Annotated in this window: 14 protein-coding genes; 11 read left to right on the plus strand and 3 right to left on the minus strand. The window is 58.8% G+C overall.

The features are described from left to right. The first annotated feature begins 91 nt into the window (after positions 1-91). The 10 genes from coxB to DI396_RS08365 all read left to right on the plus strand — a co-directional run bounded on the left by coxB (position 92) and on the right by DI396_RS08365 (position 9,360). Positions 92-949 (plus strand): cytochrome c oxidase subunit II, encoded by an 858-nt coding sequence (gene coxB / locus DI396_RS08320; protein WP_110795712.1) that lies wholly within the window; start codon positions 92-94, stop codon positions 947-949. Between the two features lie 339 nt (positions 950-1,288). Beyond that, complete coding sequence (cyoE, locus tag DI396_RS08325; protein ID WP_110795713.1) at positions 1,289-2,230, plus strand: heme o synthase; 942 nt, start codon at positions 1,289-1,291, stop codon at positions 2,228-2,230. Next, a complete protein-coding gene (locus tag DI396_RS08330; protein ID WP_110795714.1) occupies positions 2,227-2,415 on the plus strand; it encodes a hypothetical protein in 189 nt (62 codons plus the stop codon). Before cyoE ends, DI396_RS08330 begins: the two co-directional genes overlap by 4 nt. Continuing rightward, positions 2,415-2,990 (plus strand): cytochrome c oxidase assembly protein, encoded by a 576-nt coding sequence (locus tag DI396_RS08335; RefSeq protein WP_110795715.1) that lies wholly within the window; start codon positions 2,415-2,417, stop codon positions 2,988-2,990. Before DI396_RS08330 ends, DI396_RS08335 begins: the two co-directional genes overlap by 1 nt. A gap of 24 nt (positions 2,991-3,014) precedes the next feature. Next, positions 3,015-3,815: a cytochrome c oxidase subunit 3 gene (locus DI396_RS08340; RefSeq protein ID WP_110795716.1), complete on the plus strand. Its 801-nt coding sequence runs from the start codon at positions 3,015-3,017 to the stop codon at positions 3,813-3,815. Between the two features lie 116 nt (positions 3,816-3,931). Further along, positions 3,932-4,606 (plus strand): SURF1 family protein, encoded by a 675-nt coding sequence (locus tag DI396_RS08345; protein ID WP_110795717.1) that lies wholly within the window; start codon positions 3,932-3,934, stop codon positions 4,604-4,606. Between the two features lies 1 nt (position 4,607). Beyond that, complete coding sequence (gene thrC / locus DI396_RS08350; protein WP_110795718.1) at positions 4,608-5,996, plus strand: threonine synthase; 1,389 nt, start codon at positions 4,608-4,610, stop codon at positions 5,994-5,996. After that, positions 5,993-7,255 (plus strand): M16 family metallopeptidase, encoded by a 1,263-nt coding sequence (locus tag DI396_RS08355; RefSeq protein ID WP_110795719.1) that lies wholly within the window; start codon positions 5,993-5,995, stop codon positions 7,253-7,255. The genes thrC and DI396_RS08355 overlap by 4 nt, the downstream gene beginning before the upstream one ends. Continuing rightward, positions 7,255-7,839, plus strand: coding sequence for a GNAT family N-acetyltransferase (locus tag DI396_RS08360; RefSeq protein ID WP_110795720.1), 585 nt, complete (start codon positions 7,255-7,257; stop codon positions 7,837-7,839). Before DI396_RS08355 ends, DI396_RS08360 begins: the two co-directional genes overlap by 1 nt. 72 nt (positions 7,840-7,911) lie before the next feature. After that, on the plus strand, positions 7,912-9,360 hold the full coding sequence (locus DI396_RS08365; RefSeq protein WP_110795721.1) for an FAD-binding oxidoreductase: 1,449 nt from the start codon (positions 7,912-7,914) through the stop codon (positions 9,358-9,360). A 158-nt stretch (positions 9,361-9,518) separates the two neighbouring features. Here DI396_RS08365 and DI396_RS08370 read toward each other — a convergent pair whose 3' ends face one another. After that, complete coding sequence (locus tag DI396_RS08370; RefSeq protein ID WP_110795722.1) at positions 9,519-10,049, minus strand: adenine phosphoribosyltransferase; 531 nt, start codon at positions 10,047-10,049, stop codon at positions 9,519-9,521. Positions 10,050-10,276: 227 nt separating this feature from the next. Continuing rightward, positions 10,277-11,167 carry an S-methyl-5'-thioadenosine phosphorylase gene (locus tag DI396_RS08380; RefSeq protein WP_110795724.1) on the minus strand — a complete coding sequence of 297 codons (891 nt, stop codon included), beginning with the start codon at positions 11,165-11,167 and terminating at the stop codon, positions 10,277-10,279. Positions 11,168-11,331: 164 nt separating this feature from the next. Between DI396_RS08380 and DI396_RS08385 the strand changes: the two genes are divergently transcribed. Beyond that, positions 11,332-12,960, plus strand: a complete 1,629-nt coding sequence (locus DI396_RS08385; RefSeq protein WP_110795725.1) for a SulP family inorganic anion transporter — start codon at positions 11,332-11,334, stop codon at positions 12,958-12,960. Between the two features lie 126 nt (positions 12,961-13,086). On the opposite strand, the gene DI396_RS08390 is transcribed toward DI396_RS08385, so the two are convergent. Next, entirely contained in the window at positions 13,087-13,686 is a 600-nt protein-coding gene (locus DI396_RS08390) for a flavin reductase family protein (RefSeq protein WP_110795726.1), read from the minus strand. Positions 13,687-13,796 lie beyond the last annotated feature (110 nt).

Genomic DNA, 13,796 nt, shown 5'->3' on the forward strand with positions numbered 1-13,796 from the left:
ATTTCTAGCGGCGACAAAACAACCGAGATTCCCGAAAATTGGGTAATTTCGCCTCATAGAATTGAACTGCCGCAACCGATCAGGGTGACCCATGCGTAAATTTCTTAGCCTTCTGGCCCCAACGGCCGCCACTTTGGCCGCGACCACTGCACTTCCCGCTTCTGCGCAGGAGGCATTGGAGACGGTGGGTAAACCGCATCTTGGCGGTGTGGGTTTCCAGCCCGCCGCAACCGAACTTGCGCGCGACTTGCAATGGCTGGATGGAATGCTTTTGTGGATCATCGGCGTTATCGTGGTCTTCGTGTGCGTTTTGCTTGTCGTGGTTATGCTGCGCTACAACCGCCGTTCGAACCCGACGCCGTCCTCTTTCACCCATAACACTCCGATCGAGGTGGCGTGGACTTTGGTTCCGATCCTTGTGCTGGTTGTGATCTGCGCGTTTTCCTTGCCGGTGTTGTTCAAACAACAAGAAATTCCCGAGGCCGACATCACCATCAAAGTCACCGGATACCAATGGTATTGGGGCTATGAGTATGTTGACGAAGGCTTTGAATTCGAAAGCTTCCTGCTTGGCAAAGACGAATTGGCCGAAAATGGCTATGCCGAGGATGAGTATCTCTTGGCCACCGATACCGCAGTGGTTGTTCCGCTCGGCAAGACCGTGGTGATGCAGGTGACGGGCGCCGATGTGATCCACTCCTGGGCAATGCCTGCCTTTGGTGTGAAGCAAGATGCCGTGCCGGGACGTTTGGCGCAACTTTGGTTCGAAGCCGAGCGTGAGGGTGTCTACTTCGGTCAGTGTTCCGAACTGTGCGGCAAGGATCACGCCTATATGCCGATCACTGTCAAAGTTGTCAGCCAAGAAGCCTATGACAAATGGTTGGCAGAGGCCAAAGACGAGTATGCCGCAGTGGGCGACACCCCTTATAAAGTGGCGCTTGCTCACTGAGGTGGCGCTTTGGTCGCGCCACGCCGGATAGGCGGCGGGGCGCGGCAGGTCGATGATCCTGCGCCCGGTTCGGGGCGAGGAGCGGGTGCCGCCGATGCCGGATGTGCGCGCTGCCGCGCAGAAGGTCACGTCGCCACCAAGTCGCGGCACCAAAGGGTGCCCCGCACCAGATTTCGGGCAAGGCGGTCGCGCCTTGTTGATGCGATATAGCCACCCGCCTCGTTGTCGAGGCGCTCCTATGCCGGAACATGATCCGCGCACAGGTCAACACCCAAAGCACGGGGGCAGAGGCCGGCGCCACATGGCCGCCCCGAGACCCGAGTTGAAAACGGAGCCAGCATGAGCGACGCGAGCCTCAATACCACGACCCAAGACGGCGATGCCGGATTTGGCGATTTCTTTGCCCTGCTTAAGCCGCGGGTGATGTCTTTGGTGGTGTTCACGGCCTTGGTGGGCCTTTTGGCCGCGCCGGTGCCGGTGAACCCGATTGTTGCATTCGCGTCGATCCTGTTTATCGCAGTGGGCGGCGGAGCGTCCGGGGCGCTGAATATGTGGTGGGACGCGGATATCGACCGGATCATGAAGCGCACCCAAAGCCGCCCGATCCCTGCGGGCCGGCTGAGCGAAGGCGATGCTTTGGGGCTTGGCGCGACCCTGTCGGTTTTCGCGGTTGTGATGCTGTTTCTGGCGTCGAATATCGTCGCGGCGGGGCTTTTGGCCTTCACGATCTTTTTCTATGTGGTGATCTACACCATGTGGCTCAAACGGTGGACCCCGCAGAACATCGTCATCGGCGGTGCGGCGGGGGCATTTCCTCCGATGATCGGCTGGGCCGTGGCCACGGGCGGTATTTCAATCGAATCGGTGCTGATGTTCACCATCGTCTTTATGTGGACGCCGCCGCATTTCTGGGCGCTGGCGTTGTTCATGAAATCCGATTACCGCGACGCGGGCGTGCCGATGTTGACGGTCACCCATGGCCGCACATCCACACGCAAGCACATTCTCGTTTACACGCTGCTGTTGGCCCCGATTGCGATTGGCACGGCCTTCACCTCGATCGGCGGGCCGGTTTATCTGGCGGCGGCTGTGGTTTTGAATGCGCTGTTCATCAAAGGTGCCATCACGATCTGGCGCCGCGACGAGACGCAGGCCGAAGCAGATGGTTACCGCACCGAGAAACGCTTTTTCGCGCTGTCTTTGGTCTATCTCTTTGCGCACTTCCTCGCGATTCTGGCCGAAGCGGGCCTTGGCCAATTTGGTCTTGGGGGCTGGGCATGAGTTTCGAGAAAGTCGAACACGCGCTGCACAAGCGCCGTAAGAGCCGCAACATCGGCCTTGGCGCGGTGTTGATCGGGTTCGTGGCCTTGGTTTTCGTCCTGACCATTGCAAAGGTGGTGGATGAGGGCGATGCGCAGCGGGCCGAACAAGCCCTACGCATCAATCCCCCGAAAGCGAGTGAGTAATGGCGATGACTGGACCTCAAAAAACCGTGACACGATTGGTGGGTGTTGTGCTCGTCATGGGCGCGCTGAGCTGGGCTTCGGTGCCCTTCTATAGCTGGTTTTGTGCGGTCACCGGATTTGGCGGTGTGACACAGACGGCGAATGCCGGATCGGATATGGTTCTGGATCAGACGATCAAGGTCCGCTTTGATGCCTCTAAAGAACGCGGCATGCCGTGGGAATTCACCCCGGTGCAACGCGAGATGGAATTGCGCATCGGCGAAACCGGATTGGCCTTTTACGAGGCCTACAATCCGACAGACCGCCCTGTTGCGGGCCAAGCGAATTACAATGTCGCACCTTTTTCGGCCGGCGGGTTCTTCACCAAGATCGATTGTTTCTGCTTTACCGAGCAGGTTTTACAACCCGGCGAGCGGGTGCAGATGCCCGTGACCTTTTATGTCGACCCCGAAATCGTCACGGATCGTGAAGGAAAGTTTGTTCATACGATCACGCTGTCCTATACGTTTCATGAAATCGACCTGCCCGAAGCGCAAGCCGCTCTGGCGCAGGACGTGAAAACAAACCTAAACTAAGGCCTTCCAACGAGGGAATATCTAATGGCGCACGAGAAAAATCACGACTACCACATTCTACCCCCATCGCTATGGCCGCTTCTGGGTGCCGTTGCAGGGTTTGTCATGTTCTACGGTGCGGTGATGTATTTCGCCGATCACGGTCCGTGGATGTTCTTTGCAGGCTGTGTTGGCGTGCTCTATGTGATGTTCGGATGGTGGTCCGAAGTTATCGCGGAAAGCCAGGTCGGCGATCACACACCGGTTGTGCGCATCGGCCTGCGCTATGGTTTCATCTTGTTTATCATGTCCGAGGTGATGTTCTTCGTGGCGTGGTTCTGGAGTTTCTTCAAACACGCGATGTATCCGATGGGCCCGATGAGCCCGATCAAGGATGGCGTTTGGCCACCTGCGGGCATTGAAACCTTTGATCCGTGGCATTTGCCCCTGATCAACACGTTGATCTTGCTGTGCTCGGGCGCGGCGGCAACATGGGCGCACCATGCGCTTGTGCATGAAAACAACCGCAAAGACATGGCCAATGGCTTGATCCTTTCGGTCGTGCTCGGCCTGATCTTTACTGTGTTCCAAGCCTATGAATATAGCCATGCGGCCTTCGGGTTTTCGGGCAACATCTATGGCGCCAACTTCTTTATGGCGACGGGCTTCCACGGCGCCCATGTAATCATCGGCACGATCTTCCTGTTCATCTGCTACTTGCGGGTGCGGCGCGGCCATTTCACGCAGGAGCGTCACGTCGGGTTCGAAGCGGCGGCTTGGTACTGGCACTTTGTTGACGTTGTCTGGCTCTTCCTCTTCGCTGCGGTTTATATCTGGGGCGGCTGACCGGGCCATGTCTTGCCGGATACCCGAAACGGGTTGAAGGCGGGGGCAAAAACGCATTATCAGAGCGCGGGCGGCATTCATGTGCGCCCGCGTTTTCTTTATCGCGGAGAGGGCCTTTGCGCCGGATCATCATCCCTTTAATTTTTGGCCTTGCCGGTGCGGCGATCTTGATCTCGCTCGGCACATGGCAAGTGCAGCGGCTGACCTGGAAAGAAGCGGTTCTTGCCGATATCGAGGCGCGCATTTCTGCCGCCCCGGTGGAAATCCCTGCCGCACTTGAACCCGAAGCGGATCGCTATCTGCCGGTCACCGCGACCGGCACCTATGGCGCAGAGCGCATTCGTGTCCTGTCAAGCCGCCAACTATACGGGGCCGGCTACCGGGTCATTTCCCCCTTTGACATTGGCGGGCGGCGCATCCTCATCGACCGCGGATTTGTGCTGGAGCGCGACGCTATTCCGGCCCCGCCTGCAGGCGAAGTGACGCTGACAGGCAATCTGCATTGGCCGTCTGAGACCGACAAATATACGCCCGCGCCGGACCCCAAGGCGGATATCTGGTTTGCCCGCGATGTGCCCGCCATGGCGGCGGCGCTTGATACCGATCCGGTGCTTTTGGTGCGGCGCACGGGGCCGGACGGGGCCGATGTTACGCCTTTGCCCGTTGATACCGTGGGCATTCCTAACAATCATCTGCAATATGCGCTGACTTGGTTCTCTTTGGCCTTTATCTGGTTGGGGATGACGGGTTACTTCATCTGGCGCATTCGCAATCCGCTGAAAGGCAATTGACGTGAAATATATCTCAACCCGCGGCGCTGCGCCGATCCTGAGTTTTGAAGAAGCGATGTTGTCAGGCCTGGCCCGTGACGGTGGCCTTTACCTGCCCGAAAGCATCCCGACGTTGAGCCATGGCGATATCGCGGCCCTGTCCGGTTTGCCCTACGAGGAAATCGCCTTTCGTATCATGCGGCCGTTCATCGGCGAGACCTTTACCGATGACGAATTTGCCGAGATCATCGCCAAGGCCTATGCCGGTTTTGGCCATGACGCCCGCGCGCCTTTGGTGCAATTGGCTGAAAATCACTTTTTGCTCGAATTGTTCCACGGTCCGACCTTGGCGTTCAAAGATTTTGCCATGCAGTTGATCGGCCAATTGTTCGAGGCGTCCCTCAAACGGTCTGGCAACCGGGTCACCATCGTCGGTGCGACCTCCGGCGACACCGGATCGGCCGCGATCGAAGCGTTTCGCGGATTGGAGGCGGTGGATGTGTTCATTCTTTATCCGCATGGCCGCGTCTCCGAAGTGCAGCGCCGCCAAATGACCACACCCAGCGAAAGCAATGTGCATACTTTGGCGATGGACGGGCATTTCGATGATTGCCAAGCCCGCGTCAAAGACATGTTCAATGATTTCGATTTCCGCGACGGGGTGCGTTTGGCAGGGGTCAATTCGATCAACTGGGCGCGGGTTCTGGCGCAGGTGGTCTATTATTTCTCCTCTGCCGTGAGCCTTGGCGCGCCGCATCGCAAGGTCAGCTTCACCGTGCCGACCGGCAATTTCGGTGATATTTTCGCAGGCTACATCGCCAAACGCATGGGGCTTCCGATTGAGCAACTCGTCGTGGCGACCAACCAAAACGATATCTTGCACCGCTGCCTTGCGACTGGCGACTATCGTCCCGATGGTGTGATCCCCTCGATCAGCCCCTCGATGGATATCCAAGTCTCGTCCAATTTCGAGCGCGCGCTTTTCTACGCCTATGGCGGCGATGGTGCGGCGATCTCGGCCTTGATGGATGAATTGAAAGAGGGCGGTTTCAAGGTCAGCCAAGGTGCCCGCGAGGCGTTGTCGGAAACCTTTAATTCGGGCCGTGTCTCGGAAGAGGACACTTTGGCGACGATCCGCAACACCTTTGCCCGCACCGGCGAATTGTTGTGCCCGCATAGCGCGGTCGGCGTCCAAGTCGCCAATGCTCAGCGCATCGGCCATACCCCGATGATTACGCTGGCCACGGCGCATCCCGCCAAATTCCCCGATGCGGTGAAATCCGCATCGGGCGTGCATCCTGCATTGCCGCCGCGTATGGCCGATTTGTTTGACCGCGACGAGCGCGTCACCCGGATCGGCAATGACCTTGGCGCTATTGAAACCTTGATCCGCGAGCGTATTGCCCTTTGACCGTCGAATTTCATACCCTCTCCAACGGGTTCCGCATTGTCACCGAAACCATGCCGGGATTGGAAAGCGCGTCGATCGGCATTTGGGTGACCGCAGGTGGGCGTGACGAGCGCACCGAGCAAAACGGCATCGCGCATTTTCTCGAGCATATGGCGTTCAAGGGCACGGCGCGGCGGACGGCTTTGCAAATTGCCGAATCCATCGAAGATGTCGGCGGCTATATCAATGCCTACACCAGCCGCGAATCCACGGCCTATTACGCGCGGGTGCTGCGTGCCGATGTGCCGCTGGCTTTGGATGTGATTGCTGATATTTTGCGCAATCCGGCCTTTGATGCGGATGAAATAGAGGTCGAACGCGGCGTGATTTTGCAAGAGATCGGGCAGGCATTGGATACGCCGGACGATGTGATTTTCGATTGGTTGCAAGAAGAGGCTTACGGCGATCACCCGATGGGGCGCACGATCCTTGGCCCTGCGGAGCGGGTGCGGGCATTCGGGCGCGGCGATCTGGAAGGTTTCGTGGCACAGCATTATGGACCCGGCAATATGATTCTGGCGGCCGCAGGCGCGGTGGATCATGCGGCCTTGGTTGCCGAGGCGGAAAAGCTTTTCGGCGATATGGCACCGGTGGCGGTTTCGACCCCCGAGGCTGCACGCTGGATTGGCGGCGAGAAACGCCAGGAAAAGCAGCTCGAACAAACCCATTTCGCTTTGGGGGTTGAAGGGCCGGATTACCGCGACGAGATGATCTATACCGCGCAGATCTATTCATCTGCTTTGGGCGGCGGCATGTCGTCGCGCTTGTTCCAGGAGATCCGCGAAAAACGCGGGCTGTGTTATACGATTTTCGCGCAGACCGGCGCGTATTCCGATGGCGGGATGATGACGATTTACGCCGGAACCAGCCCCGAGATGATGGGCGAGTTGGCGGGCATCACCATCGACGAAATGAAACGCGCCGCCGATGATATGAGCGCGCCCGAAGTGGCGCGGGCGCGGGCGCAAATGAAGGCGGGTATGCTGATGGGTCTTGAGGGACCTTCGAACCGCGCCGAACGTCTGGCGCGGATGATTCAGATTTGGAACCGGGTGCCTGAACTCTCGGAAATTGTTGAACGGATCGATAATGTGACCACGGGTGATGTCAAAGCCTTTGCTGCCGAGGCCGCCACATCGGCAAATCTTGCTTTGGCGCAATACGGGCAGCTGGGGCATGCGTCGACGCTTGATGATCTCGAAATGCGGCGTCGCGGCTGATGGTGTTTACGCGGCGTAAAATCCGCATCGAGACCGAGCGTCTCACCTTGCGCACACCGCAGCATGGCGATTTCCGCCCATGGGTCGAGGCGCGCATCGACAGTCGCAGCTTCCTGACGCCATGGGAGCCGGTTTGGGCCAAAGATCATCTGACCCGCAAGGGGTTCACCAATCGGGTCTATTGGGCACAGCGCTCGGTGGCGAGCGGATCGGCGGTGCCGTTATTTTTGTTCCGCCGCGAGGATCAGACGCTTTTGGGGGCAATCACCCTCGATAATATCCGGCGCGGTCCGGCACAGGCGGGCACATTGGGGTATTGGGTTGCCGCGCAGCACGCGCGGCGCGGTTATATGCGCGAAGCTCTGACCGCCATGGTGCACCACGCTTTTACACAATTGGATTTAAGCCGTCTGGAGGCGGCGTGCTTGCCGGAAAACACACCGTCGCGTGGGCTTTTGGAAAAGTCCGGTTTTAAGTATGAGGGCGTGGCGCAAAGCTATTTGCAGATTGATAACCGCTGGCGCACGCATGTTTTATATGCGGCGCTACGGATGGATCGGCGTGGGCGCACCGACGCCGGATAGGGCGTGTTTGACGGCTCTGGTCCGGCATGACCGGGCGCGCTAGGCTGACCAAAATTTCAGGGAGCCGACCATATGACCCAATCGCCGCTGAATTCCGTTGATGACGGTTTTTTGGACGGGCTGCGTGCGCAATTGCCCGCCGCGTGTTTTCGGCCGCTGTCGCCCGCCTATCTGGAGGAGCCGCGCGGGCGGTGGATGGGACATGCGGCTGCGGTTCTGGCGCCGTCGACGGTGCTCGAGGTGTCGGCGATCATGGCGGCCTGTCACGGCGCGCGCATTGGCGTGGTGCCCTATGGTGGTGGCACCGGATTGGTCGGCGGGCAGGTGATGCCCAAAGGCGGCCCGGCGCCGGTGTTGCTTTCGCTGGAGCGGATGACAACGCTGCGCGCGGTACATGCCGACGAAAACGTTATGGTGGTCGAAGCGGGCGCAATTTTGCAAGACATCCATGTGGCCGCCGAAGAAGCAGAGCGGTTGTTTCCGCTGACCATCGCGGCGAAAGGATCTGCGCGGATCGGCGGCAATCTGGCGACCAATGCCGGCGGGGTGAATGTGCTGCGCTACGGCAATGCGCGCGATCTCTGTTTGGGGTTAGAGGTGGTTCTGGCGGACGGGCGGATCTGGAACGGGCTGTCGCGTTTGCGCAAGGACAACACCGGATATGACATGCGCAATTTGATGATCGGGTCCGAGGGTACATTGGGGGTGATCACGGCGGCGGCGCTTAAATTGGTGGCGCGTCCGGCGCGGGAAGGCACAGCGCTCATGGCCGTGCGGGACCCGGCGGCGGCCTTGGATTTGCTGGCACGGGCGCGGGCGCAGATGGGCGAGGGCATCAGCGCATTTGAATTGATCCACCGCGCCGGATTGGAGTTTCTCACCGAAACCTTGCCGGATGTGCGGTTGCCCTTTGCCCAGATTCCCGAATGGTTGGTTCTGGTCGACGTCGGATTGGCGGAAGGGCTTGATCCCGCGACGGCGCTCGAGGCGCTGTTCGTGGCGGGGCGCGAGGCAGGATGGGTCATGGATGGCCTCATTGCGCAGAGCGAGGCGCAACGGCATGCGTTTTGGAACCTGCGCGAGAAAATTCCCGAAGCCAACCGCCGCATCGGTGCGATTTCCAGCCACGATATTTCTTTGCCGCTGGGGGAAATCGCCGCGTTTATCCCGCGTGCCAAGGCAGAATTGGCCAAACTTGGCGGGTTTCGGATCAATTGTTTCGGGCATTTGGGCGACGGGAATTTGCATTTCAACGTCTTCCCGCCGAAGGGCGGCGATAAGGCTGATTATGCCGACCTGCGGGATGCGATCAAAACCTGTGTGCATGATCTGGTAGATGTGATGGACGGGTCGGTCAGCGCCGAACATGGCATCGGGCGGCTTAAAACCGGCGATCTGGAACGCTATGGTGATCCGGTAAAACTGGAGATGATGCGGGCGGTTAAAGCGGCGCTTGACCCGCGCGGTATTCTCAATCCCGGTGCGGTCCTACCGGCGGAGGGGCGTTCACGTTTAGGATAAGCTTTGGCGCGCAATCTATTGATATGACACTGTTTGCGCCCCGCCTCGTAGGGTAGGCAGGGCGCAAAGTGATCTCGAGGATCGCGCAAGCAGTGCCGATTCCCGACCGGCAAGGCTCTTATGAACGATCAATGGTTAACGCCCTGTGAGGATGGCCGTTATGCACCGGAATAGCTGCAGAGGGCTTCGATCTCGATCCCCATGGATTCGAGCCGCGCGCGCCCCCCGAGATCGGGCAAGTCGATGACAAAGGCGCATCCGACGATCTCGCCGCCCAGGCGTTCGATCAACTTGATGCCGGCTTCGGCGGTGCCGCCGGTGGCCAAGAGATCATCGACGACGAGGATATTTTCACCGGCTGTAATTGCGTCGTCGTGCAGCTCGACCGTCGCCTCGCCATATTCCAATACATAATCTTGCGCGATCACCTTGCCGGGGAGTTTTCCGGCCTTGCGGATCGGTACAAACCCCACCGACAACTGATGCGCAATCGCGCCGCCGAGGATGAAACCACGCGCTTCAAGCCCGACGACCTTGTCGATCCGGCGACCGGCATAGGGGTGCACCATTTGATCCACCGCCATGCGGAACCCGCGCGGATCGGCAAACAGGGTGGTCACGTCGCGGAACATGATCCCCTCATGCGGAAAATCGGGAATGGTGCGGATATAATCTTCTACGGATGGCATCGCGGTGTATTTTCCTTAAAAGGTGAGGTCGGATTTGGCTATCATGAGCCAGAAGATGCTCGCAAGGCCGATGAACGCAGGTCGGCCGCGCGCGAACCAAAGTTGAAATGTTCCTTCCGCTGCAACGTAGAAATGCCTCACATAGTGTGACGTGAAAATGGATGTGACGTGAGCGGGGCTGGTCCCTGTGGAGCCACCATCAGCGCCGGGCAACATCCCCAGCAGATCTATCCGTTCAAAATGCGGCCCGCGACGGCATCCAGTTTGGCGACAAGCGCCGGATCCCGCGCCTCGGGGGCGGTCATGATTCCGTATTCTAGCGCGCGGTCACAGCCGTGTGGGCAGGGCGCGCGGGCCGCGCCAAGACGGGCAGGCATCCGGGCAACCAGATCGCGGGCCTTGGCGGCATTGCCGGTCAGCGTCGCAATGATTTGAGCAATATCAACCGCGCCGTGGTCCGGGTGCCAACTGTCGTAATCGGTGATCATTGCGATCGACGCGTAACAGATTTCCGCCTCGCGGGCGAGCTTGGCCTCGGGCATATTGGTCATGCCGATCACATCGGCGCCCCAAACCTCGCGGTACATTTTGCTTTCGGCGAGGGTGGAAAACTGTGGCCCCTCCATTGCAAGATATGTGCCGCCCATGTGGACCGTGATGCCCAGTGACTTCGCCGCCTCATAGGCCGCGTCGGACAGGCGCGGGCAGGTTGGGTGTGCCAAGGATACGTGACCAACGCATCCGGTGCCGAAAAAGCTTTTGTCGCGGGCAAATGTACGATCAATGAATTGATCGACAACGACAAAGTCGCCCGGTGCCATGTCTTCGCGAAAGGAGCCGCAGGCCGATACCGACAGGATATCCGTGACGCCGAGCCGTTTGAGCGCATCAATATTGGCGCGATACGGCACGGTCGATGGCGCATGCACATGGCCGCGCCCGTGGCGGGGCAAGAAGGCCATTTTAACCCCGTCAAGCACCCCGGTCAGGATGGCATCAGACGGCGCCCCCCAAGGGCTCTCGACCTGCCGCCATTGTGCATTTTCAAGCCCGTCAATGTCATAAAGCCCCGATCCGCCGATCACCCCGATCACTGTTTCGCCTGCTGTGTCTGACATGGTGCCCGTCTCCCGATTGGTTGATACCCTGTTTTGGCGCTCTGCTGCGGGGTTTGCAAGCTGTCGTACTCAAGCGTCACAGCCATTTGACCTGCCCTCTATGCTTTCGCAACGCTTTGCGTTAAACGGCGGACAAGCGAACAACCCCATATGATAGGTGCCCTTTGAAACGAGCCATTCTGGCAAGCTTTGCCAACCGTCTTGCCCTGCCTGATTTGCGGCTGATGCCGGATGAAAAATTGACCCCCGCGCGGCTTCGGATCGAGCTTTTGGCGGGGCTGACTGTGGCTTTGGCCTTGGTGCCCGAAGCGGTGGCGTTTGCCTTTGTGGCGGGGGTGCATCCGTTGGTCGGGCTTTACGCGGCCTTTTTGGTCGGTCTGATCACCGCCGTTTTTGGCGGGCGCCCTGGGATGATCTCAGGTGCGACGGGGGCCTTGGCGGTTGTGATGGTGGCTTTGGTCGCCGAACACGGGGTGGAATACCTGTTTGCGACCGTTGTTTTGATGGGACTCATACAAATTTTTGCCGGGGTGATGCGTTGGGGGAAGTTCATCCGTTTGGTGCCGCATCCGGTTATGCTGGGCTTTGTGAACGGCTTGGCAATTGTGATCTTCCTTGCGCAATTGACGCAGTTTCGCGTGCCGGGCACGGTGGTGCAGGGCGATCATGGCACAACCGGCGGTGTGTGGTTGTCGGGCGGACCGCTTTTGATGATGCTGGGCCTCGTCGGGGTGACGATGGTGATCATTTGGGTGATGCCGAAGATCACGCGCATTGTGCCCGCGCCTTTGGCCGGCATCGGAATCACGGCGGCGATTGTCATCGGTTTCGGGTTGGATGTTCCACGGGTGGGTGATTTGGCCTCGATTGAAGGCGGGTTGCCAATGTTCCATATTCCGATGGTCGAATTGTCCTGGGAAACCTTCCAGATTATCCTGCCTTACGCGGTGATTTTGGCGGCGATCGGTTTGATCGAAAGCCTTTTGACCTTGAACCTTGTCGGGGAGATGACCGGCAAACGTGGCGGCGCCAGCCAGGAGTGTATCGCCCAAGGTGCGTCCAATGTGGTGACCGGGTTCTTTGGCGGGATGGGCGGTTGCGCCATGATCGGTCAATCGATGATCAACGTGAAATCCGGCGGTCGCACACGGGTGGCGGGGATCGCGGCGGCGCTGTTCTTGCTCTTGTTTATCGTTGTGGCCAGCCCCGCGATTGAGCAAATCCCTCTGGCGGCTTTGGTTGGGGTAATGTTCATGGTGGTGATCGGCACGTTCGCTTGGAACTCTCTGACCATTTTGCGCCGCGTGCCTTTGAGTGACGCCTTTGTCATTGTTCTCGTGACCATTGTGACGGTGTATTCCGACCTCGCCATCGCGGTGGTGGTCGGGGTGATTGTTTCGGCGCTGGCCTATGCGTGGAACAACGCCAGCCGTATCCATGCCAAAACCTATGTCACGCCGGAAGGCGCGCGGGTTTACCAAATTCAAGGACCCTTGTTCTTCGGTTCGGCCGAAGGGTTCAATGAACTGTTTGACGTCGCGGGCGACCCTTCCATGGTGATTGCGGATTTTGCCGACAGCCGTGTGGTGGACCAATCGGCATTGCAAGCGATCGAAGCCGTGGCAGGTAAATACGAAAATGCGGGCAAAAAACTGCAACTGCGCCACCTGAGCCGCGATTGCCATGGGTTGTTGACCAAAGCCGGCCATTTGATGATCGATAGCGACGATGATCCCGATTATCAGATCGCGGCGGATTATTCCGTCAAAACCGGTATTTTGGGCGGCCATTGATCGCCTTACGGGCCCATTAAAGGCCCGAAAAAAAGTGCCGTCAGAAAAAGAAAACGCCCCGCAGGTCTGCTATGACCTGCAGGGCGTTTTGCCGTTTTGCTCCGGTGTTTTAATCAGGTGTCTTGATCAGGCGCCGGATTTGGCTTCGTCGGGTCGGATCAAGGAAAATACGTCACGGATTACCGCGTAGTCTTTGTATCCAAGCCGGGTGAGCGGTTGGAACTTGGTCACGTCGAAGACACCGTCAGCGAGGCAGTCGGGGCGGATATGCACGCCGACAACTTCGCCGATCACCGCCCAATTGTCTGCGCCCTTGAGGCGGATGATCTCGGTTACGCGGCATTCCAATGTGGCGGGGGCATCGGCCACGCGGGGACAATCGATGATCGAGCATTCGGCTTTTTGCGCGCCGGCATGGGAAAATTCATCGACCTCCGGCGGAAGGGTTTCCGAGGAGGCATTCATCACGTCACGGGCAGCATATTCAACCACATTGGCGCAAAAAACGCCGGTGGCGCGTAGGTTGTTCAAGCTGTCTTTGGTGTTCCCCGACGAGAACATGACCTGTGGCGGCACATAGGCGACGGCGTTGAAAAACGAATAGGGGGCAAGGTTGTCATGGCCGTTCTCACCACGTGTAGAGATCCATCCGATCGGGCGCGGCGAAACGATGGCATTGAAGGGGCTGTGGGGCAGGCCATGCCCGTCTTTGGGTTCATAGAACATGAAATTTGTCGTCTTTCCGGTCAGTTGCGGGCATGGCTTAAGGTCAGTTTCGCGGTGGTTTATAAGGAAATTGGCGCGAGGTCCCTGTGCTGATTGCCCCTCAACTAGCG

Source organism: Litorivita pollutaquae (genome assembly GCF_003205515.1).
GTDB lineage: Bacteria > Pseudomonadota > Alphaproteobacteria > Rhodobacterales > Rhodobacteraceae > Litorivita > Litorivita pollutaquae.